This is a genomic window from Pseudomonas sp. Z4-7, from assembly GCF_051131965.1.
In the GTDB taxonomy this organism is placed as follows: Bacteria; Pseudomonadota; Gammaproteobacteria; order Pseudomonadales; family Pseudomonadaceae; genus Aquipseudomonas.
Genome location: NZ_CP071642.1, coordinates 909,797 through 933,651, shown reverse-complemented (window position 1 = coordinate 933,651; position 23,855 = coordinate 909,797). Strand labels below are relative to the sequence as shown.

Sequence of the window (23,855 nt, the reverse complement as noted above, 5' to 3'; positions counted from 1 at the left end):
CTTATTCAGGACGGGACACTGCTTTAAAATAAATCCGTCCCCTTTTTGAGGTGATGGCTACCCTTGGCTCCCCCGCGAAATAAATCCGTACCGTTTTTATTCGTTTTTATTTTCTCTCTTCTAATTCTCGCCAATTACGAGGCTAGTTTTTTTAACTGCCTTACCGGATCCCAATCATTAGGTTTCAATTGATGCTTACTCCACCACAATTTACCCTCAGAAATCCATTTTTTGCGTAGCTCTGCATGCGCTACTGTCGAGTCATCGTATCCAAACTCTGTGCCACAGCACGGACAAATATTGTACGTGGCACAGCCGAAGCTATCGTAAGCCGGCTCATCAAGACGGTCGTACCCACAAACAGGGCAAACATAATCGTGATTTTCATTGACCATTAAAGTAATCCAAATTTGAGCCTTTACCATGCACCGCAGGATCAGGCTTATAGTAGGTGCGAATGCTTCCGCTGCTCGAAACGACACCAAACTCATCAGTACCAGGGTTATATCGCACGACATCTCCATTTGCCCTAGTTTTCTCTAGAACGCTGGCGGCCTTCGGAGTGGTCAAAAACCTGTCAGCCTGCGCTTGGTATTCGATAGCGCTTTTGGCGCCGAAGTCACTGCCATGACGTGCAAAATGGTCGTCAAGCTTGGCTTGATCGGCGAACCTTGCGCCAGTTCCGTTGGTTTTACCCGTATTTTTGGCAACCACCGCCGCAACAGACGTCTTGCCCCTAGATGCCAAGCCACCCGCACCCAACGCCTCGGCGGTATCCTTCGCCACCAGGGCAACCTTTTCCCAGGCTGGCAAGGAGTTATAGAGCAGCGCCATGTCATCCTGATTTTCCTCGGTGACAAACTGACGTATCCGCTGCGCATCTTCAGTCGACAGGTCAAAGAACCACGTCAGGCTACTGAGCCCATCCGCAGCAACAATACCGCCATCCATTTCAGCTTGATAATAAATTGAGCAACTCGCCCCACAATTTGAAGCCAACATCTCCGCACGTTGCTTGGCGCTCAACGCCTTGTATTTTTCCCAAATGGGTTCGGTGGACTTCCCTTCCTTGTTAGCCTTTATGATTTCTTGTGCGAAATTATTTACATCCTGGAAGCTCAGTTGGTTGTTTTCTACCGCGTTCTTCCCAACCAGCGCCGCAGTCACCGCGTCAAGCGAACTTGTCCCGGCAGATGCCCCACCGATACCCGCAACCAACGTGGCAAGGCTGGATATGGTTTGCTTCTGCTCCGGCGTGAGCTGGTCGTTGCTCACACCTCCGTACAACTGCTCCTTAATAATCCGCGCGGTCTCTTCCGCCGCAACCGCCCCTACTGCTCCGGCAAGGGCTGAGTTACCGCTGGCCCTGGCAACCAATGCGCCCAGCACCGCATGAGCCATCAGGTTTGCAGTCGGATCACCTTCGGTAGCGTCTCTGATCTCTTGGGCAATGTAGGGCGCCGCCGCGCCACTCAACGCTCCCGTGATATTTCCCCCAAGAACGCCTTGTACAATCGCAGCGATGGCCTGGGACGCTTTCTGGAAGCTGCTGCCCATTCCATAGTCACGTTGAACCTGCTGGCTGATCTGCTCTTCTGTCGGATTGAAAATCCCTTGATCCTTGAGTTTCTCGACAGCAACTTTTGACGCTTCGCTCTCGGGATTCTGAGCCTCCTTGATCTTGGCCGCCGCAACCGCGTCCCCAATCCCCTTCACCAACTCCACCGAGCTCTTCACCAGCTCGATACGCTCGTTCATCGCCTCTTCATCAGGCTTGTCCAAAAGCTCGTTGGCATTCTTCGTATCGCGATTCAGGCCAACCGTGTCCAGTGCCCCCTCCGGATTGCGGACGATGATCGTGCCTTCACTCACCGCGCTACGTGTATGGCTCTTGTCGGATTCGCTTAGGGCAATGCCGTACAAGCCCCCCACCGAGGCGCTCGCCCCAGCGCCACCGTAACTGCCCGAGATGCTGATACCTGCGGACTGAGCCTCGATTTCACTGACGTTCTTGATGTCGCGCGCGATGAGTCGGTCGGTGATCAGCGTGTTTTTATCCGCCGAGGCATCACTGGCAATCACCCCGCCTTCAAGGGTGGTGGTCTTGCCCACATCAACGGTATAGCCACCCGTTCCCGCGAACAGGCCGGTCTGGTCCGTGACGGCTTTGTATTCGCTGTTCATGTTGCCAGCGGCCAGGTTGGCCGAGGCGGCTACAGGTGTGCCGTAGCAGAACGGTGGAATGCAGATGCTCGCACCAAAACCGCCGCTGCTTTGCTTGCTTTTCTGGTCTTGGGTGTCCTGGCGGGAAATGATGTTGAGGTTGCCGTCGATCAGCGCGTTGATTTCATCAGCACGAACCTGAGCGCCCGCCAGCGTGGTGTCGCCGCCGCTGCGCAACAGCAACGAACCGGTATCGACCGTCGTGTTGACCTGCGTGACGGAACTGCCATTGCCCATGCCTTTGGCAAGTTGTGCACCGAGGTCCAAGGTGAAGCCGTTTTGCTGGCCGATGTTGAAGCTCGCGCCGATAGCGGTTTTGTTGTTGCTGTTACGGTTGGACCAATCCGCCGTGTTCTGTGCGCTTTCCAGGATGATGTCGTTGCTGGCGAGCAGCGAAGTATTGGCCGCTTTGATGCTGCTGCCGATGACGTGTAGATCGCCGTCGTTTGCCGCCGCATTGCCGTTGGCGATGATGGATAACGTGGCGCCCGCGTTAAGGGTGCTTTGCTTGGCGGTTTGGCTGGCGTAATCGCTGGTACTTTTGCTGTGGGTACTGGCGAGCTCGGTACCGATTTTGATCAACGAGCCGTTGCTCGCGGTACCGCCCTGTTTATCGGCGAAACCGTTTTTTTGATCGTTGGCCTCCGAAGCCATCCCGCCAAGGTTGTAAGCCGCCAGCGCCGCTTGCGCGAGCTTCACGGCCTTGAGCCGAGGGTCATCGGCATCCTTCGCGGCTTCGACCGACGAGCGAATGGTATTGACCGTGTCGATGATCGCCCCACCGACGACACGCCCCACGGCCAGGCTGCTGGATTTATCGGCAGTACTTTGCTTCGCCGTTTCCATGCCTGCGGCGATGGTGACGTTCGAACCGCGAAGGCTCATGTTCTTGGTGCTGACCAAGTCACTGGCGATGACGTTGAGGTCGCCACCGGCAACGAGGCTGACGTTGCCTTTGCTGGAGCCGATGGTGCTGCCGGTCAGGGTGGTCTGTGAGGCGGTACCGTTGTGTTTCTGGTTGCTGATCGACAGGTGCTGGTTGCCGGTAATGTCGTCGAGGCCCAAATTGTTGCCTGTTAACACGCCCGTCAGGTCGCGATTTTTCTCCTTGTGCATTTGGGTGCGGGAGAAAGTGTTTTCTGCCGCATCGATGGTCAGGTCGCGGCCCGCGCGTACCGCCAGGTCATTGGTGCTGACCAGCGCAGAGCCAGTGACAGTGGCATCGCGTTTGGCGCTGACGGCGATGGTGTCGCCCGAGATCAGGCTACCGACGGCGGTTGTCTGAGTTTCGGCCAACTTGTCCTGGACCTTGCTCGACTTCAAACCGCCCCAACTGCTTTTGCTTTTGCTGCGCTCGTGGCGAGCGCTCTCGGAGTCGGTAACGGCAAGAATTTCCACATCGTTGCCAGCCCCCAGGCCGACGCTGCCTTTTTCGGAAATGACGTTGCTGCCTTTGATCAGCAGGTCGTTGCCGGCGGTCAGGACGTTGTTGCCTCCGGAGGTAACCGAGCTGGCAACGTTGGTGACACTACTGGTCTCATCCAACCGAAACTTCTTCCCGGAAGAAGACTTCTTGGTCTTGCTATAGAAGCTGTAGTCTGAATCCTCAGCCGATTGCAGCACCAGGTTCGCACCGGCGACCAGATACGCTTCATCCCCAGCGCTCACCCGACTGGCGATCAACCCCAGATCTTTCCCGGCACTCAGCGTCACGTTCCCACCCGCCGTCACGCTGGTGGAGACTTGGCTCACATGGTCTTCCTGAGCCGTGACCTTCTTGCTCTTGCCATACGAATGCTGCTCATCCGCCGCAGACGCCAAGGTCAGGTCGCCGATGGCGCTCATGGTGATGTCGCGCTTGGCGTCGATCTGGCTGGCTACAGCGGTGAGGTCGCGGCCGGCGTTGGCGGTCAGGTCGCGACCTATGTCGAGGCTGGAGCCGTACTGGGTGATGGTTTCGTTGCGATGCGTGCCACGATTGCCGCTGGTGATGCGCTCGGCGGAGGCAAGGTTGACGTCGCGGGTGGCGTTGAGGGTGGTGTCGGCTCCGCTTTTGAGCACGCCGCCAACGTTGTTGATGTCACGTCCGGCGCTGATGGTCAGGTTATTCGCGGCTTCGATACGTGAGGCGCTGTCGATGAAATCGGTGCGTTCGCGACGGTAACCGCTGTCGCTTTCGTGGGTGGTGACGGTGCGTTCGTTGATCACGTCGCCCCGGGTGGCGGTGAGCGTGACCTCGCGTCCGGCAATGATGCCGCCGGCCTTGTTGACGAGGTTGTTGCCCGCCAGCAGGTGGAGGCGATTGCCCGCTTCCACCAGACCGCTGTTGACCAGGTCGTTGGTGGCGGTCGCGGACAGGTTGTTGCTGGCACGCAGGGTCCCGGCGTTATTCAGGTCCTTGCCGGCGATCAGAGTGACGTCGCTGCCCTGGATCAGCGCGCCGTTGGCCGCCAGGCGGTTGTTGGCGTTAGCCAGGTACAGGACGGGGACCAGAACTTGTTCACCATTGATCTCGACGTTTTCCATCCAGACGATGTCGTGGGTCAGCGCCGCGACTTGCTCGGAGGTGAGGCTGACGCCCAGGGCCAGGTTGAGCGTCTGCTTGCTGGCGATGGCGTTGTTCATCAGGTACTTGAACATGTCCTCGTTGGAGGTCTGGCCGTCGATGAAACGCTGGCCGGTGCGGGCGACCACGGCTTGCTGGATCAGGGTCTGCTCATACAACCCGTCACCCAGGCGCTTGGCGCTCTGGTCCGGGTCGTAGCCGAGGTTTGCCAGCAGATAGTCCGAGCTCATGAATTGCTTGAGGTCGGTGAGCACCGGGTTGGTTTCGATCAAGTACTTATGCGGGTTGGCCGGAACGGTGTGCGTAGGCAGGCCCTGGACGCGGTTGACCGTAAACGCGGTGGTGCGGCCAGGCATGGCGCCGGCCACGGGGGCGCCGCCGGTGCTGGTGTCGAATGTGCTGGCCTGGTCGCCAACATTGGTTGCCTGGCGTGCTGCGATGCTCAGGTCAAGGTTGCTGGCGCTGGCTTGAGGGACGTTGCCTGCTTGCAGGTCCCTGGCATGGACGGCAGGCAGGCCCTGTTGGCGCTGAACCGGAGTCAGGCTTGCGTTACCCAGTGTCCAGCTTTGCGGGCCGCTGATGGCTGGTGCACCACCGCGCTGCCCGCTCAGGCGGAACAGGCCGTTCTGGCCAGTGGGCAGGCTGAAACCAGGCAGGGCTACCGGATTGACTTGTTGTTGCGCCAGATTGGGCGGTAGTTGTTGATTAAGTGTGATGCGCGTGGAGTACGGGCTGCCGGCTGCCCCGGTATTGGTCCGTGGACCGCTGCCGACGTAGCTGTAACCAGGCCGCACAACGCTGTTGTCGATGTTGTTTTGCGCATTAATATTGACGGCGCCACCGGCCTGGATCACGGCTGCGTAGCTCTGGTCACCGCCGGCGAGTTTCCGGGTGGTGCCTAAACTCGTGTACTCCATTTCGGTCATGCCAATGAAGTTGGCAATACCCGCTTCCAAGCCGCTCAGGCTGTTGACATCGTAACCGGCACTTTCAAACCAATATTTATTGGTGAAGTTACTGGCCGCGTTGTACCACCCACCCGCATTTCGGGTCCGCTCGGAACGGAACACCCGCGTCGTTTCGGTCTCGCCGGTTTCGACGCCGTTGTTGGTCAAGTTAACCAGCGAGGCCGTCAGGTTGCCGCCGCTGGCGATAGTGCTGCTCTGGTTCAGCAGATCGCCGCCGCTCAGGCTCAGGTTTCCACCCGCCGTGATGCTGGAGGCCGCGGTGGCAGCGGTCACTTCGGTTTTCTCGCGTTGCAGCAGCTCCCATACATGGTTCTGCTTGCCGCTGCAGTCACCGGCGTTGTACCCCTCGATGCAGGCGATTTCGTAGATTTTGGCGGTATAGATTCCACTGCTGCCCATGGTCAGCAGCGTGCGGATGTTCTGAATCGTGCTGGCGGCCAGGCTCATGCTGCCGTCGCTTTGAATCGAGCTGGAGCTGTTGACGATACTGCTCGCCAGCGCGCCCAGGCCGTTACGGTCAATACTGAGATTTCCCAGGCTGTAAATGTTGGCATCGAGGTTGTTCAGCGTATCGACCCGCAGGCCCATGTCGCCGCCGCTGAAAATCAGCCCTTGGTGGTTGGCCAGCGCGCCGGTCGTGACGGTCAAAGCTTGACCACCACCCAACGTCCCAAAGTTGTTGATCCCCGTGGCGCCAATCGTCAGGCGCGCCGCCGAGGTCAAGCGACCGGCATTATCGAGCTGACCATTAACGCCAATGGTGGTATCGCCGCCGCCCGTTATGCTGGAGCTGACGCTGTTGAGGCTCACCTGGGCCGCGCTGAGGCCAAGCGTCCCCAGGCTATTGAGACGACCGGCCCCCCAATAGGCACCACCCAGGTCGATTTTCAGGCTGCCATTACTGGCAACAAGGCCTTCGTTGAACCAATTGACGCCGCTGCCGATGAAGCTGTCGGAAGCCAGCAACTGGCCACCGGCAGTCTGGGTGAAATGGTTGACGTTGACGTTCAGGCGTCCGGCCTGGATGACCCCGCTGTTGGTCCAAGTGTCGGTGCTGATAGTCAGGCCGCCACGCGTCACGACCGTACCGCCGGCTCCGGTGACATTGGCGGTGGAGATATCGAACGTGCCGGTGCCAACGTGCAGCAAGCTGCCGCCGGTATTGAGGAAACTGGAGGCGCCAAGGGTCAGGTCAGTGTTGGCACTTTCCAACACACCACTGCGGTTATCGAACAACCCGCCGATCTGGAAATCGGTCTTGCCCCCCGTACCCAAGGCACGGATCTGCCCCGTCTGGTTATCCAGGCTCGCGGCCTTGATCATCAGCGTGCTGTCGCTTTCGATGATACCCAGGCGGTTGTTCAAGGCGCCGGTCAGGTTCAGGTCGATCTGGCTGCCGGCGATCTGGCCGTCGTTGTCGCCGCTGTTGTCGAAATTGTTGGCGGTAACGTTGACTTTGCCTTTGGCGTAGAGGCCGCCGTTGCGGTTGTCGATGTTGCCGGTGGTGATGAGGGCATCGCCGGTTTGCGCCGAGATGCGTCCGCCGTAGTTGTCCAGGCCGCCCGATGCGATCAGGTTCAGGCGCTGGGCCTGGGTGATGCCGCCCTGGCGGTTGTTGTTCAGGTCGTAGCCGTTTTTCAACACGCCGGTCAGGTCGGTCTTCAGCAGTCCTTGCAGGCTGGCGAGCACGCCGCCGCGGTTGTCGAGGTTGCGCGCTTCAACGGTCAGGTCACCGGCCTTGGCCTGGATGCGGCCGCTCTGGTTGTCGATGTCTTGGTCGACGACCAGGGTCAGGTTGCCCTGGCTCTGCACGGTGCCCTTGCCGTTGGCGAGGCTATTGGCGTCGATTCGCACGGCGCCGTTCTGGCTGTAGATCAGGCCATCGCCACCGTTCTGCACCGCGCCGGAGGCGGTCAGGACGAGTGCGTCATTGGCCGCGACGGTGCCGCGATTGCGGTTGTCCAGGCCACCAATGAGCAAGGTCAGCAAGCTTTGGCTGGCGATCTGGCCGCCCTGGTTGTCGAGTTGCGTGGCGCGCTCGACCCGCAGCGGACCGGCGCTGGCGAGTTTGCCGTTGGTATTGGTCAGGGCACCGAGCAGGTCCAAGGTCACGGCGGCATTGCCGATCAGCTTGCCGCCGGTGTTGTCCAGGGTGGTGCCGGTGAAGGTCAGTGCGTTTTGCGCGTTGACGGTGCCGCCAGCGTTGCCCAGGGTCATGGCGTTGATGACCAGGGTCGCGGCGCTGTCGATCAAGCCGCCTTGGGCGTTGTTCAGCAAACCGCCGGTGACGGTCAAGGTCTGGTCGGCGCCGCTGGACAGAATCCCGCCGCGGTTGTCGACGCTGGCCGCGGTGACGGTGAGCTTTTTCTTGCCGGCCAACGCACCGTCAGCACCGTTGAGCAGCGCGCCGCTCAGGGTCACGCTGACGTCTTCGTCGCGGCTCGACAGCGTGCCGGCGTTGCGGTTGTCCAGGCCCACGGCGCTCAGGTCGAGGCCTTTGAAACCGGACATCAGGCCGCCCTGGTTGATGACATCGCGGGCCTTCACGGTCAGTAAACCGTTGCTGATGAGTTTGCCGGCGCTGTTGTTGAAATCGCGAACCGTCAGGTCGAGGGGCTGGCTGCTGGAGATTTCGCCGCCCTGGTTGTCCAGGTCCCGCAGGTGCTTGAGGCTGAGTACACCGGCGGTAATGATCAGGCCGGCGCTGTTGCTCAAGTCTCCCGTGGCGGCACCGAAGTCGATGGCGATGGCGCTGCCCAGCAACGAACCCTGGTGGTTGTTCAAGTTGTGAGTGCTGACGGTCAAGGCGTCGGCGGCGTTGATAAGGCCTTGATTCTGGTTAATCAGCGGGCCGGCCAGTTTCAGGTCGAGGTTGGCGCGACTGGTCAGGGTGCCGGCGCTGTTGTCCAGGCTCGCGGCCTCGAGGTCCAGCGCGGCGGCGGCGATCAGGCCCTTGAGGTTGGTCAGCGCGTTATCGATGCGCAGGGTCAGGGCCTGGTTGCTCAGCAACTTGCCGTTGTCGTTGTTGAGGTTTTTTGCGGCCAGGGTGAACGCCTGGGCGCTGGAGATTTCGCCGCCGGCGTTGTTGACGCCCTTGAGGTTTTTCAGCATCAGCAAGGGGGCGTTGATCAAGCCACTCTGGTTGTTCAGTTGCCCTTGGTTCAGATCAAGGCTCAGCGACGTGTTGCTGAAAAGCTGCCCGCCCTGCTGGTCGAGGCCCGTGACGCTGGCGGTCAGCGCACCGCTGCTGGCGATGCGGCCGCCGTCCTGGTTGGTCAACTGCTTCGTGGTCAGGTCAAGGTTGGCGCCGCTGCTCAGGCGTCCGGCCTGGCTGTTGTCGAACGCACCGGTTTCAACGGCGACCGCTTGCTTGGCGCTGATGTTGCCTTGGCTGCGGTTGTCCAGGCTCAAGCTTTTGAGGGTGAGGCCGGCATCGGTGACGATTTCGCCGCCCTGGTTCAGCACGGCGTTGTCGAGGGTGAGTGCCAACGCTCCGGCACTGGAAACGCTGCCCAGGGTGTTGGTGAGGCTGGCGGCGGTGACTTCAAGCTCGCCTTCGGCGCTCAACGTGCCCTTGGCGTTGTTCAGGTCGCCGTCGAGGTGCGCGGTGAGGTTCTTTTGGGTCAGTAGCGCGCCGCCGCTGTTATCCAGCGTCTCGCCGCTCAAGGTCAGACCGGTCTTGCCGGACAGCAGGCCCTTGGTGCGGTTGAGCACTTCCTTCATCTTCAGGGCCAACGCGCCGTTGGCGATGACTTGGCCGCCGTTGCTGTTGTTCAGCGCGTTGCCTGTCAAAGCAACGTCGGCGTGGCCGGACAGTTCGCCGCCACGGTTGTCGATCGAACCGACGTTCAACGTCAGCGTGTCGGTCGCCCCGACCAGCCCTGCGGCGCGGTTGTCCAGCGAGGCGCCGGTCAGCGTCAATCCGCCGAGGGCGATTATCTGGCCGCCCTGGTTGTTCACACTGTCGATAGTGGCCGTGACATTGGTTTTGCCGGCGATCTGGCCGGCGCCGTTGTCGAGGTGGGTGGCCTCGATGTGCAGGTCACGGTCGGCAATGATCGCGGCGTCCCGATTGGTCAGTTGACCGTCCACGGTCATGACCAGAGCGCCACGACTGCTGATCAGGCCATCGGTGTTGTCCAGGCTGGCGCTTTGGGTGTCGATGGATTGCGCGGAAAGCAGCCCCTTGATGTTGTTAAACGCTTGGTCGATACGCAGGGTCAGCGCCTGGTTGCTGATCAGCTTACCGTCACGGTTGTCCAGGTTGCGTGCCGCCAGGGTGAACGCCTGGGCACTGGAAATCTCGCCGCCACGGTTGTCCACGTCCTTGAGGTTTTTCAGCACCAGGAGCGGCGCATTGATCACGCCCTTGAGGTTGTTCAACTGGCCGTTGTTGAGGTCCAGGGTCAAGGCTGTTTTGCTGAACAGTTCGCCGCCCTGCTGATCCAGGCCGGTGACGCTGGCGGTCAGCGCCTTGTCGCTGGCGATGCGACTGGCGGCGCCGTTGTTGACTTGGTTGGCGGTGAGATCAAGGGTGTCGCCACTGACCAGATAACCGCCGGCGGTGTTGTCGAACGTGCCAGTGGTCACGTGGGTGGCGCCTTTGGCGCTGAGCAGGCCGTCGCCGTGGTTATCCAGGCTTTGGCTGTTGACGGTCAGGCCGGCTTCGGTGGTGATGGCGCCGCCGACGTTGATCAACGCATTGTCCAGGCGAATATCCAAACCCTGGCGGGCAACCAGATTGGCGCCGCTGTTGTCCAGGCTTTTGCCCTCGACAGTGGTGACGCCCGTACTGAACAGCAGGCCTTTGGTCTGGTTGATGATGGCCGCGACTTTCAGGCCCAGATCAGTGCCGGCGAGGACCTTACCGTTGTCGCTGTTGTCCAGGCGCTGGCCGGTGATGTTGATATCGGCGGTACTGGAGATTTCGCCGTTTCGATTGTCCAGCGTGTCGATGTCGAGTTTCAGTGCGTTGGTCGCGCCAACCAATCCGCCGCGGTTATCCAGGTCCTGGCCGCTAACGGTGAGCACACCTTGGGCGACCAGTTCGCCGCCCTGGTTGTTCAGGTGCGAGACGTCGGCGGTGAGGTCGGTTTTGCTGGAGATTCGTCCGCCGCTGTTGTCGACGTCAGTCACCTGCAAATGCACAGGGCCGACGGCACTGAGCAGGCCGGCGCGATTATCCAATTGCGAGCCATCGACACGCAGCCCCGCCTGGCTGCTGAGCAAGCCTTGCCCTCGGTTATCGAGCTTGGCGACCGTCAGTTGCAGGTCCTTCACGGATTGGACCTTGCCGGCGCGATTGTCCAGGCTGTCTGCCTGGACATCGGTCATGCCCTTGGCGCCGAGGCTGCCTTGCCGGTTGTCGAACAGACCGCTGATGCGCGTAGTCAGGCTGCCATCGCTGACCAAGCTACCCTCGAGGGTGTTGTCGAGACTGGCGGCGGTGACGGTCAAGCTCTTGCCGGAACCCAACACGCCGTTCCGGTTGTTCAGGGCACCGATCAACCCGATGTTCAGCGCCACGTCGCCGGTGAGCAGGCCGTCGCTATTGTCCAGCATGGTGCCGGTGACTTGAGTGGTGGCGGCGCTGGAGACTTCGCCGTCGTGGTTATTCAACTGCCCGACATTAGCCGTCAGATTACCGTTGCTGCTGACAATGCCTTGCGTGTTGAGGAGTTTGTCGGCAGTAACGCCCAGCGCGCCGCTGCTCAGCACGCGCCCCTTGTTCTGGTTGTCCAGCGTCCCGGCTTTTACCGTGGCGGTTTGCCCGGCGCTCAGGGTGCCGCCCTGGTTGTTCAGGGTTTGCGCAACGTTGGCGGTGAGGTTACGGCTGGCGACGATGCTCTTGCCGTTGTTGTTCAGGTTCTGCGCTGTAAGGCTCACATCGCCCGAAGCATTGCGCGTGTTATCCGCATTCACCCCGGCTTCGATAACGCCATTGTTGGTTAGCTGCCCACCGGCATTCAACGTGATGCTGTCCCGAGCGGCGAGGGTTTGTTGGTTAGTCAGGTCACCCTGAGTCTGCGCATTCAGCGTCGTGCCGGCATAAACCGGGCCCTGCGCATCAAGGCTCGCCGCCTTGACGTTGACCGCCCCGCTGGCAGAAGTATCAACCATGCTCAAATGCCCATTGGCATCGAGCTGGATATCGCCGCCACTGGCAATCAACTTGCCGTCCAGCTTCACCCCAACCCCAGCCTCGGTGCCCACCAGCTTGATCGCGCCGGCGTACATGCCACCCAGCGCCGAGGAGTCGATCGCCAGTTCCGGCTTCACACTGCCGTCATCGGCGCGGGCGGTGGCGCTCAAGCTGTCGGCATTGACGTCGTTGCGCCCAGCGACAATCGTCAGGTTCCTGGCCTGAATCTCGGCATTGATCTTGGCGCTGCGGGTGATGATTTCGAAGTGATCGACATTGCTGGCGTTGAGGCCCGCGCCTTCGATGGCGACGCTGCCCTGGTCCACTTGATAACGATCCAGCCGACCGTTTTCGACGATTGGTTTGCCGGTACTCAAGGTCACTTTCGGGCTGTTGATAAAGCCGCAGCCGTTGCAGCTGATGCCATACGGGTTGGCAACGATGACGTGGGCCGACTGCCCGGCCACTTCGGTGTAGCCGCGCAACTGGCTGGGGCTGCCGCCGTTGACTTCGTTGAGGATCGTCGTGGCAGCCGCGCCCTGGAGGTTCGGGTTGCCGAGGATGATCCCGCCCAGTTGTGTGGATTGGGTGCGCGAGGTGGCGTTGTTGAGGATTACGCCGTTACTGCCGACGTTGTAGTCCTTGAACTGGTTGTGGGACAGACCGTTGGCATTGGGCTTGGCGATGTTGACGATGGGCACGCCATTGCCGGCCCGATCCAGGCCGGTGCCCGGGGCGCTGACCACGATGCCGTCGGCCTGGGCCCACATCGGTTGCCAGAACATGACGTTGGCCAACAGGAACGCCAGGCCGCGCTTGGGCATCCCGAGAAACCGCTCGCGGTTTTCCAGGGCAGCAGAAGGTTGGCGGGCCAGGAAGGCGTGTTGGCGGTCGTCCATGATCGGGTCTCGTTGCAGAGCAATTAAAGGTCATCCATGCCGAAGTCGATCGCGGCAGAGCCGAACATGACTTCGTCCCGAGGCGGGAAGACGCGCATCGTCCCCGCCCCGAAAAAGCAATATCAAAATAGTGGCGCGATACTAGATAGCCATTATTCCGGCGTCAATTAAATATTGATGAAAAGCGCGGTATGCCCAAACCCACGGGTCATCCTCACTTTTAGATATTTCCTACGCGCCCGCCGCACCCGCTACCCTTCAGAAAACCGTCATCAAGCCCTAAGGGATTTCATGGACAGAACCACCTTCAAGCCCCTCTTGCTCACGCTCGCCCTGATCAGCGGCGCCCCACTGGCCCAGGCCGCGACCACCCTGGTCTATTGCTCCGAAGCCAGCCCCGCCGGCTTCGATCCCAGCCAATACACCAGCGGCACCGACTTCGATGCTTCGGCCGAAACCGTCTTCAACCGCCTCACCCAGTTCAAGCGCGGCGGCACCGAAGTCGAGCCCGGATTGGCGTCAAGCTGGGACGTATCCGCCGATGGCCTGGCCTACACCTTCCACCTGCGCGAGGGTGTGAAGTTTCATACCACCGACTATTTCACCCCGAGCCGCGACTTCAACGCCGATGACGTGCTGTTCACGTTCCAGCGCCTGCTCGATCCGCAACACCCGTTCCGCCAGGCCTACCCCACCGAGTCCCCGTATTTCACCGACATGGGCCTGAACACCACGATCAAAAGCGTCGAAAAGATCGACGAGCACACCGTGCGCTTCAGCCTGAACAACGTCGACGCCGCATTCGTGCAGAACCTGGCGATGAGTTTTGCCTCGGTGCAGTCCGCCGAGTACGCAGCGCAGCTATTAAAGGAAGGCAAGGCCGGCGAGCTCAACCAGAAGCCCGTCGGCACCGGGCCGTTTGTGTTCAAGCGCTATCAGAAGGATTCGCAGATCCGCTACGCCGCCAATACGGCGTACTGGAAACCCGAGGACGTGAAGCTCGACAACCTGATTTTTTCCATCACGCCGGACGCCGCCGTGCGCCTGCAAAAGCTCAAGCGCGGCGAATGCCAGGTCAGCGGTTATCCGCGCCCGGCCGACATCGAAGTGATGGAGCAGGACCCGAACCTGCGCGTGCTCAGGCAGCCCGGTTTCAACCTGGGTTTCCTCGCCTATAACGTGACGCATCCGCCGTTGGACCAGCTCAAGGTCCGTCAGGCACTGGACATGGCCATCGACAAGCCGGCGATCATCAAGGCCGTGTACCAGGGCGCCGGGCAGCTGGCCCAGAATGCCTTGCCCCCGGCCCAATGGTCGTTCGACCCGGCGATCCAGGACGCGCCCCATGACGTGACCAAGGCCAAGGCGCTCCTCAAGGAAGCAGGGGTTGCGCCCGGTACAACCATCGATTTATGGGCAATGACGGTGCAGCGCGCTTCCAACCCCAATGCGCGAATGTCTGCGCAAATGATCCAGCAGGACTGGGCCAAAGTTGGCATCAAGGCCAACATCGTCAGCTACGAATGGGGCGAGTACATCAAGCGCGCCAAGAATGGCGAACACGACGCGATGATCTACGGCTGGACCGGCGACAACGGCGATCCAGACAACTGGCTCGGCGTGCTCTACAGCTGCGCGGCGGTCAAGGGCAGCAACTACGCCAAGTGGTGCGACCCGGCCTACGACCGGCTGATCCAGCAGGCCAAGGTCTCGACCGACCGCCAGCAACGCATCGACCTGTACCGCCAGGCGCAGAAAATCCTCAAGCAGCAGGTGCCCATCACGCCCATCGCCAACTCGACGGTGTTCCAGCCGATACGCAAGGAAGTGGTGGATTTCAAGCTCAGCCCGTTCGGGCTTACACCCTTCTACGGCGTGGGTTTGAACAAGTAAAACCCGCCCCAGGCCGGTGCGTTGCAGCCTCGCAGCGCACCGGCACGGAGCGCCGCTTGCCCCAAAAAAACCGGCGCAAACGTTAAAATGCGTCAAAAGTTACAAAGATGCGACATTAAGGTACGTACGTGCCACTGTTTCAGACTTGAAACCGCTCTGGATCTTGCATTGGGTATGGGGCCTGCATAAGTATCCGCAGGACGACTCACGAGGTCGCCCTCAAATCCAAAAATGACAACAAATCATGAGGCCAACATGCTTAAACACGCGGTCATTCCGTTTTTAGTCGGCGCAGGGTTGTTAGCCAGCGCTCCTTTCGCTTCCGCCGCGACTAACCTGGTGTTCTGCTCCGAAGGCAGCCCGGCCGGTTTTGACCCTGGTCAGTACACCACCGGAACCGACTTCGATGCCTCTGCAGAAACCATGTTCAACCGCCTGACCCAGTTTGAGCGCGGCGGTACCGCCGTGATTCCTGGCCTGGCCACCAAGTGGGACATTTCCGAAGACGGCCTGACCTACACGTTCCACCTGCGTGAAGGCGTCAAGTTCCATACCACCCCGTATTTCAAGCCGACCCGTGAATTTAATGCCGATGACGTGCTGTTCACGTTCAACCGCATGATCAACAAGGACGATCCGTTCCGTAAGGCGTACCCGACCGAATTCCCGTACTTCACCGACATGGGGATGGACACCAACATCACCAAGGTCGATAAAGTCGACGACCACACCGTCAAGTTCACCCTCAAGGATGTCGACGCCGCGTTCATCCAGAACCTGGCCATGAGCTTCGCCTCGATCCAGTCCGCCGAATACGCCGGCCAACTGCTCAAGGACGGCAAGCCTGCCGACATCAACCAGAAGCCGATCGGCACCGGCCCGTTCGTGTTCAAGAGCTACCAGAAAGACTCCAACATCCGTTACACCGGCAACAAGGACTACTGGAAGCCTGAAGACGTGAAGATCGACAACCTGATCTTCGCCATCACCACCGACCCGTCGGTGCGTATCCAGAAGCTGAAGAAGAACGAGTGCCAGATCACCCTCTTCCCACGCCCGGCCGACCTCAAGGCCCTCAAGGACGACAAAGCGCTGAAGATGCCTGACCAGGCGGGTTTCAACCTGGGTTATGTAGCTTACAACGTGATGGAAAAAGTCAAAGGCGACGACAAGCCCAACCCGTTGGCTGACCTGCGCGTTCGTCAAGCCTTGGACATGGCTGTAAACAAGCAACAGATCATCGACTCGGTGTACCAAGGTGCGGGACAACTGGCGGTCAACGCCATGCCTCCGACCCAGTGGTCCTACGACACCACCATCAAAGATGCCAAATACGACCCTGAAAAAGCCAAGGCTCTGCTCAAGGAAGCCGGCGTCAAGGAAGGCACAGAGATCGTTCTGTGGGCCATGCCGGTTCAGCGTCCGTACAACCCGAACGCCAAACTGATGGCGGAAATGCTGCAGAACGACTGGTCCAAGATCGGCCTGAAGGTCAAGATCACCAGCTATGAGTGGGGCGAGTACATCAAGCGCTCCAAGGGCGGCGAGAACCAGGCCATGATCATCGGCTGGAGCGGTGATAACGGTGACCCGGACAACTGGCTCAACGTGTTGTTTGGCTGCGACTCGCTGCAAGGCAACAACTTCTCCAAATGGTGCGACAAGAAGTTCGACGGCCTCGTCAAGGAAGCCAAGCGCACCACCGACCAGGCCAAGCGCACCGACCTCTACAAACAGGCGCAACACGTCCTCAAGGACGCCGTGCCGATGACACCTATCGCTCACTCGACGGTGTATCAACCCATGCGCGCCAACGTGCAGGACTTCAAGATCAGCCCCTTTGGCTTGAACTCCTTCTACGGCGTCAGCGTCAGCAAATAAGTGACCTGTGGCGAGGGAGCTTGCTCCCGCTGGGCTGCTTAGCAGCCCCTTTTTGAGCGCGATGGCGATCTACATCAACGCCATCGCGAGCAGGGCTCGCTCCCACGACGCACCGTAGCTTTATCTGCCGAGACCAAGACCTAGGAAATTGCCTACATCCAAAAGCACTGCGTACCACAGCAGCTGGTTTAGGACGTGTCGCCTTTTCATAAGTCTTTCAGGCATTGCGCATATACCGCCTGGCCCACGACTCATACCGTCGGGGCTGGAGGTTTTGCCAATCCTGCGGCAGCGCTGTTCACGCATTGGAATGAGCCCAGTGCCCCGGCCCCGTTCCTGGAAGGACACCGGTTCACTGTCAAACACCCCGAACGAGAGAGGGAGCGTCATGCGCCATACCTTGGTTTTATCCGCATTGCTGGGCACCGGCCTGCTGGCCGCTACATCCGCGGCCCAGGCCGCCGGCGGCAGCCTGGTGTTCTGTTCCGAAGGCAGCCCCGCCGGTTTCGACACCGCGCAATACACCACCGCGACCGACAACGATGCCGCCGAACCGCTGTACAACCGCCTGGCCGAATTTGAAAAAGGCGCGACCAATGTCGTGCCGGGCCTGGCGACGAGCTGGGACATTTCCGAAGACGGCCTGAAATACACCTTCCACCTGCGCGAAGGGGTGAAATTCCACACCACCGACTACTTCACGCCGACCCGGGATTTCAATGCCGACGACGTGCTGTTCACCTTTAATCGCATGCTCGATCCGCAGCATCCGTTTCGCAAGGCCTACCCCACCGAGTTCCCGTACTTCAACGGCATGAGCCTGAACAAAAACATCGCCAAGGTCGAAGCGACAGGACCGTTGACGGTGGTCATGACGCTCAACAGCGTGGACGCCGCGTTCATCCAGAACATCGCCATGAGCTTCGCCTCGATCCTCTCGGCCGAGTACGCCGACAAGCTGCTCCAGGGCGGCAAGCCGAGCGACATCAACCAGAAGCCGATCGGCACCGGGGCTTTCGAGTTCAAGAGTTACCAGAAAGACTCCAACATCCGCTACGTCGCCAACAAGCAGTACTGGGCGCCTGAGCGGGTCAAGCTGGACAACCTGATCTTCTCGATCAACACCGATGCGTCGGTGCGGGTGCAGAAGCTCAAGGCCAACGAATGCCAGATTACCCTGCATCCACGCCCGGCCGATGTGCCGGCGCTGAAGAACGATCCCAAGCTGCAACTGATCGAGAAGCCCGGTTTCAACCTTGGCTATATCGCCTATAACGTTCGCCACAAACCCTTCGACCAGGTCGAAGTACGCCGGGCGCTGGACATGGCAGTGAACAAGCAGGGCATTCTCAACGCCGTGTACCAGGGCGCGGGACAACTGGCGCAAAACTCGATGCCGCCAACCCAATGGTCCTACGACGACACCATCAAGGACGCCCCCTACGACCCGGAAAAAGCCAAGGAGCTGCTCAAGGCCGCCGGGGTCAAGGAAGGCACCGAAATCACCCTCTGGGCCATGCCCGTGCAACGCCCGTACAACCCCAACGCCAAGCTGATGGCCGAGATGCTCCAGTCCGACTGGGCGAAGATCGGTTTGAAGGTGAAGATCGTCACCTACGAATGGGGCGAGTACATCAAGCGCACCAAGAACGGCGAGCACGACATCAACCTGATCGGCTGGACCGGCGACAACGGGGACCCGGACAACTGGATGGGCACGCTGTACAGCTGCGACGCCATTGGCGGCAACAACTACTCCCAATGGTGTGACCAGGACTACGACAAGCTGATCAAGCAGGCCAAGATCGTCACCGACCGCGAGCAGCGCACCGTGCTCTATAAACAGGCCCAGCAGTTGCTCAAGCAGCAAGTGCCGATCACGCCGATCGCCCACTCGACGGTCAACCAGCCGCTGAGTGCCAAAGTCGAAGGGTTCAAGGTCAGCCCCTTCGGTCGCAACGTCTTCTCGGGCGTCAGCCTGAACCCATAACCGTTTAGCCATGCAGCGAGGGCTTCCTTTGGAAGCCCTCCGCCAGCGTTTCGCCTTAATTCGCCGATCAAGCGCCTGGCAAACGTTTGCAAGCTGCAAATGAGTTGTAAACCAATAGCCGTATCACCGAAAAAGAACGGCATAAAAAAGAAAGAAAAAGGAGCGTTACCCATGAAACTGAGCAGCACCGCGATACTGGCCCTGGCCATCAGCAGCGTTACGGCCACGGCTTACGCAGATCCTCAAAGCCAGGCTGTCAGCCCTGTCTCCATCAAAGAAAAAAAAGCCCAAAGCGAAGCTACCGGCTTCTTGGAAGGGCAATCGGTGACAGGGTCCACGCGTAACTGGTATGCGAACGAGCAGCTCAAGCGTGGCGGGAAGTTCGTCTACAACAAAAATGGCGCTCTGGCCGAAACCGACCGTCGTATCAACTGGGTTCAGGGCACCATCGTCAATTACACCTCGGGCTTTACCGAGGGGACCGTCGGGTTCAGCACTGAAATCGCTGCCTATAACGCCATTGCGCTGGAACGCGATCGCGAGAACATGGCGGCGGGCAATGGCGGAGCGCCAAAAACGGGCGTTGCTTCAGGCAATAACCGTACCCTGACCGAAAAAGGCGGTGACGCAGTGGGCCAGTGGAGCAAACTGGGCTTGGCTAACGTCAAGGCGCGCTTCTCCAACAGCACCCTGACAGCCGGTCGCCAAAGCTACAGCAGCCCACAAGTCGACACGATCGGTAACCGTGCCTTGCCTTCGAGCTTTCAAGGGGTGAGCTTGAATGTCGCGGAGCTGGAAAACCTGACTTTCGACGCAGCAACCTTCGATCGCGTGTCCCCGCGTTCGGAACAAAGTCTGCGCAAATTCCGCGCCGAGTACGCCAACGGCCGTCAAGAATCCGACCACATCCACACAGCCGGTATCACCTACACGCCGCTCGCCAGCCTGACCACCAGTCTCTGGGCCACCAAGGCCGAAGATCTTTGGAACCAATATTATTTCGGCGCCAGCCATGTACTTGGCGACAGCTCCGTGCTGAGCCTGACTACCGGGCTGAACTATTACAAAACCCAGGAAGAAGGCAAAGCGCTGATCGGCGACATCGACAATGACACCTATTCGTTGTCGTTCGGCCTGACGCATCAGGCGCACACGCTTACTCTTTCCTACCAGCAAGTGAACGGTAACGAGTATTTCGACTACCTGAACGAAACCAACGGCATCTACCTGGCCAACTCCCTGTTGTCGGACTTCAACGGCCCGAACGAAAAATCCTTCCAGGTCGCCTATGGCCTGAACATGGCTGAATATGGCGTTCCAGGCCTGAAATTCAATATTTACCAGGCACGTGGCTGGGGCATCGACGGTACCCACTACAGCGGAAACAACGGCGTGGTTGGCAAAGGCTACGATGGTATCCAGACTCAGGATGGCGAACACCATTACGAATACGGCATCGGCGCATCCTATGCCGTACAGAGTGGCCCTCTGAAAGCCACCGCGATCCGTGCGACCTACACCGCACACCGCGCCAGCGAAAACCAATCTGACGGCAGCATCAACGAATTCCGCCTGGTTACCACCATTCCGTTCAACATTCTCTAACCTTTCCACCGACGGTCGACCCACAAGGTTGACCGTTCGGTTTTTTGCCGTTCAACCGATTGCAGAGGATTGACGATGAACATGAACCCCCTACGCGCCGCCATTGCCGCCGCACTGCTGAGTGTTGCCGTTGGCGCCACGGCCAAACCCCTGGTGGTTTGCACAGAAGCCAGCCCGGAAGGCTTCGACATGGTCCAGTACACGACTGCAGTCACCGCCGACGCCGTGGCCGAAACGATCTTCAACCGCCTGGCCGACTTCAAGCCCGGCACCACCGAAGTGATTCCTGCCCTGGCCGAGTCCTGGGACATCAGCGACGACGGCCTGACGTATACCTTCCACCTGCGCAAAGGCGTCAAGTTCCACACCACCGATTACTTCAAGCCGACCCGCGACATGAACGCCGACGACGTGGTCTGGAGCTTCCAGCGCCAGCTGGACCCGAATCACCCGTGGCACAAACTGTCGAGCGTGGGTTTCCCGTACTTTGAAAGCATGGGTTTCAAGGAACTGCTCAAGAACGTCGAAAAGGTCGACGAGCACACGGTCAAGTTCACCCTGACCCGCCGCGAAGCACCGTTCCTGGCCGACATCGCCATGGCGTTCTCCTCGATTTACCCGGCCGAATACGCCGACCAGTTGCTCAAGGCCGGCAAGGCCGGCGAGCTGAACAACAAGCCGATCGGCACCGGGCCGTTCATCTTCCAGCGCTACAACAAAGACGCCCAGGTTCGCTTCAAGGCCAACCCGGACTACTTCCGGGGCAAGCCGCCGGCCGATGCGCTGGTGCTGGCGATCGCCACCGATAACAATGTGCGCATGCAAAAACTCAAGACCAATGAGTGCCAGATCGCGCTGTACCCGAAACCGGACGATATCCCCAGCATCAAGAAAGACCCGAACCTGAAGGTCACCGAGCTGGATGCGATGACCGTTTCCTACACCGCCCTGAACACCAGCCACAAATACATGAGCGACGTGCGGGTGCGCAAAGCCATCGACCTGGCCTTCGACAAGGAAGCCTACGTCAACGCGCTGTTCGGCAAGGGCAACGCCACCGCCGCGGTCAACCCTTACCCGCCGACGCTGCTGGGTTACAACCACGACCTGAAGAACCCGACCCGCGACCTCGACAAGGCGCGCCAGTTGCTCAGGGAAGCCGGCGTGCCGGAAGGCACCGTGTTTACCCTGTTCACCCGCAACGGCGGCGGTCCGACCAACCCCAACCCGATGCTCGGCGCGCAAATGATGCAGGCCGACCTGGCGAAAGTCGGGATCAAGGTCGATATCCGCGTGATGGAATGGGGCGAAATGCTCAAACGCGCGAAAAACGGCGAGCACGACATGGTTTCCGCCGGATGGGCGGGCGATAACGGCGACCCGGATAATTTCCTGACGCCTATGCTCAGTTGCGAAGCCGCCAAGAACGGCGAAAACTACGCGCGCTGGTGCAACGAGAAATTCCAGGCGCTGCTCGACCAGGCACGCGCCACAGTGAACCCCGAGGAGCGGGCGAGGCTCTATGAGCAGGCCCAGGTGATTTTCAACCAGGACCAGCCATGGATCAGCATGGCCCACACCCGCATGTTCACGGCAATGCGCAAGAACGTAGAGGGTTATGTAATTAGCCCGCTCACCACTAACAACTTCGCCACCACCCAGGTGAAGTAGATAAGAAAACGCCCTTCGACACTTGACCCCAAGCGTCGAAGGGCACGCCTAACCGGCTGATGAGGTACACCTGAAGATGTTTAGTTTTATTGCCCGCCGACTGGGATTACTGATTCCCACGTTCTTCGGCATCACCTTGCTGACCTTCGCGTTGATTCGCATGATCCCCGGCGACCCCGTGGAAGTGATGATGGGCGAACGTCGGGTCGATCCCGAAATGCATGCTCAGGCAATGGAACGCCTTGGCCTGAACAAACCGCTGTATGCCCAGTACCTGGACTACATCGGTAAACTGGCCCAGGGCGATCTCGGCGAATCGCTGCGCACCCGTGAAAGCGTATGGAGCGAGTTCTGCACCCTGTTTCCAGCGACGTTCGAGCTGTCCATGGCCGCGCTGCTGTTCGCCGGTATCCTCGGCCTGCTGGCCGGGGTGATCGCGGCACTCAAGCGAGGATCCCTGTTCGACCATGGGGTGATGGGCATCTCCCTGGCGGGGTATTCGATGCCGATCTTCTGGTGGGGCCTGATTCTGATCATGTTCTTCTCGGTCAGCTTGGGCTGGACGCCGGTATCCGGTCAAAACGACCTGCTCATCGATGTCGCACGCCCGACAAAGTTCATGCTGATCGACACTATCCTCAGCGATGAGCCCGGTGCGGTACTCGACTACCTGCATCACCTGATCCTGCCTGCAATCGTTTTGGGCACTATTCCACTGGCAGTCATCGCGCGGATGACCCGCTCATCGATGCTCGAAGTACTGCGTGAGGACTACATCCGCACAGCCAAGGCCAAAGGCCTGTCGCCGTCGCGCGTAGTGTTCGTGCACGGCCTGCGCAACGCGCTGATCCCGGTACTGACCGTGATCGGCCTGCAAGTCGGCACACTGCTGGCCGGCGCGGTCCTGACCGAAACGATCTTCTCCTGGCCGGGCATCGGCAAGTGGCTGATCGAAGCCATTGCCGCGCGGGATTATCCTGTGGTGCAAAACGGCATTCTGCTGATCGCCTGCATCGTGATTCTGGTCAACTTCGTCGTGGACATCCTCTACGGCTTTGCCAACCCACGTATCCGTCACCAGCGCTGAGATCAAAACCATGAGTACTCCAACTACCTCGGTAGCAGTCGATCAAAGCCTGCTGTACCCGTCCCCATACAAAGAATTCTGGCAAGCGTTTTCCCGCAACAAGGGCGCCGTCGCCGGGCTGATGTTCATGATCCTGATCGTGTTCTGCGCACTCTTCGCCCCATGGGTCGCGCCGCATGACCCGAGCGAGCAATACCGTGACTTCCTGCTAACGCCGCCGGCGTGGCTCGAAGGCGGGCAGATGCAGTTCCTGCTGGGCACCGACGAACTGGGCCGCGATTTGCTCTCGCGCCTGATCGAGGGCTCGCGGCTGTCGATGCTGATCGGCCTGTCGTCGGTGGTGATGTCGCTGATCCCAGGCATCCTGCTGGGGCTGTTCGCCGGGTTCTTCCCGCGCATCCTCGGCCCGACCATCATGCGCCTGATGGACATCATGCTCGCCCTGCCCTCGCTGCTGCTGGCCGTGGCGATCGTCGCCATCCTCGGCCCAGGCCTGATCAACACCGTGATCGCCATCGCCATCGTCTCGTTGCCGTCCTACGTGCGCCTGACCCGCGCCGCCGTGATGGGCGAGCTGAACCGCGACTACGTGACCGCCGCCCGCCTGGCCGGTGCCGGCCTGCCGCGCCTGATGTTCATTACCGTGCTGCCCAACTGCATGGCACCGCTGATCGTCCAGGCGACCCTGAGCTTCTCCTCGGCGATCCTCGACGCCGCCGCCCTGGGCTTCCTCGGGCTCGGCGTGCAACCACCGACCCCCGAGTGGGGCACCATGCTGGCCTCGGCCCGCGACTACATCGAACGCGCCTGGTGGGTCGTGAGCCTGCCCGGCCTGACCATTTTGCTCAGCGTGCTGGCAATCAACCTGATGGGCGACGGTCTGCGCGATGCGCTGGACCCGAAACTCAAGAATGCCGCCTGAGGAGATTC

General features: G+C 60.1%; 8 protein-coding genes. 7 read left to right on the top strand and 1 reads right to left on the bottom strand.

The annotated features are described in order from the left end of the window. Positions 1-384: 384 nt before the first annotated feature. Positions 385-12,798: a hemagglutinin repeat-containing protein gene (locus J3P91_RS03930; protein ID WP_434602806.1), complete on the bottom strand. Its 12,414-nt coding sequence runs from the start codon at positions 12,796-12,798 to the stop codon at positions 385-387. A 291-nt stretch (positions 12,799-13,089) separates the two neighbouring features. Here J3P91_RS03930 and J3P91_RS03925 point away from each other — a divergent pair, with 291 nt between their 5' ends. The 7 genes from J3P91_RS03925 to J3P91_RS03895 all read left to right on the top strand — a co-directional run bounded on the left by J3P91_RS03925 (position 13,090) and on the right by J3P91_RS03895 (position 23,847). Continuing rightward, on the top strand, positions 13,090-14,691 hold the full coding sequence (locus tag J3P91_RS03925; protein ID WP_434602805.1) for an ABC transporter substrate-binding protein: 1,602 nt from the start codon (positions 13,090-13,092) through the stop codon (positions 14,689-14,691). 255 nt (positions 14,692-14,946) lie between these two features. Then, the gene (locus J3P91_RS03920; RefSeq protein WP_434569831.1) at positions 14,947-16,572 is read left to right on the top strand and encodes an ABC transporter substrate-binding protein; all 1,626 of its coding nucleotides are present in this window, start codon (positions 14,947-14,949) and stop codon (positions 16,570-16,572) included. Positions 16,573-16,960: 388 nt separating this feature from the next. Continuing rightward, a complete protein-coding gene (locus J3P91_RS03915; protein ID WP_434602804.1) occupies positions 16,961-18,562 on the top strand; it encodes an ABC transporter substrate-binding protein in 1,602 nt (533 codons plus the stop codon). Positions 18,563-18,733: 171 nt separating this feature from the next. Then, on the top strand, positions 18,734-20,167 hold the full coding sequence (locus J3P91_RS03910) for an OprD family porin (protein ID WP_434569833.1): 1,434 nt from the start codon (positions 18,734-18,736) through the stop codon (positions 20,165-20,167). Between the two features lie 75 nt (positions 20,168-20,242). Continuing rightward, positions 20,243-21,838 carry an ABC transporter substrate-binding protein gene (locus J3P91_RS03905; protein ID WP_434602803.1) on the top strand — a complete coding sequence of 532 codons (1,596 nt, stop codon included), beginning with the start codon at positions 20,243-20,245 and terminating at the stop codon, positions 21,836-21,838. Between the two features lie 76 nt (positions 21,839-21,914). Beyond that, positions 21,915-22,925, top strand: a complete 1,011-nt coding sequence (locus tag J3P91_RS03900) for an ABC transporter permease subunit (RefSeq protein ID WP_434569834.1) — start codon at positions 21,915-21,917, stop codon at positions 22,923-22,925. A 10-nt stretch (positions 22,926-22,935) separates the two neighbouring features. Then, positions 22,936-23,847, top strand: coding sequence for an ABC transporter permease subunit (locus J3P91_RS03895; RefSeq protein WP_434569835.1), 912 nt, complete (start codon positions 22,936-22,938; stop codon positions 23,845-23,847). Positions 23,848-23,855: the final 8 nt, after the last annotated feature.

What these genes read in the sequence shown, in the direction of transcription:
- J3P91_RS03910 (WP_434569833.1), top strand. Translation starts at nt 18,734, where the DNA reads ATGAAACTGAGCAGCACCGCGATACTGGCCCTGGCCATCAGCAGCGTT.
- J3P91_RS03905 (WP_434602803.1), top strand. Translation starts at nt 20,243, where the DNA reads ATGAACATGAACCCCCTACGCGCCGCCATTGCCGCCGCACTGCTGAGT.
- J3P91_RS03895 (WP_434569835.1), top strand. Translation starts at nt 22,936, where the DNA reads ATGAGTACTCCAACTACCTCGGTAGCAGTCGATCAAAGCCTGCTGTAC.
- J3P91_RS03920 (WP_434569831.1), top strand. Translation starts at nt 14,947, where the DNA reads ATGCTTAAACACGCGGTCATTCCGTTTTTAGTCGGCGCAGGGTTGTTA.
- J3P91_RS03930 (WP_434602806.1), bottom strand. Translation starts at nt 12,798, where the DNA reads ATGGACGACCGCCAACACGCCTTCCTGGCCCGCCAACCTTCTGCTGCC.
- J3P91_RS03925 (WP_434602805.1), top strand. Translation starts at nt 13,090, where the DNA reads ATGGACAGAACCACCTTCAAGCCCCTCTTGCTCACGCTCGCCCTGATC.
- J3P91_RS03900 (WP_434569834.1), top strand. Translation starts at nt 21,915, where the DNA reads ATGTTTAGTTTTATTGCCCGCCGACTGGGATTACTGATTCCCACGTTC.
- J3P91_RS03915 (WP_434602804.1), top strand. Translation starts at nt 16,961, where the DNA reads ATGCGCCATACCTTGGTTTTATCCGCATTGCTGGGCACCGGCCTGCTG.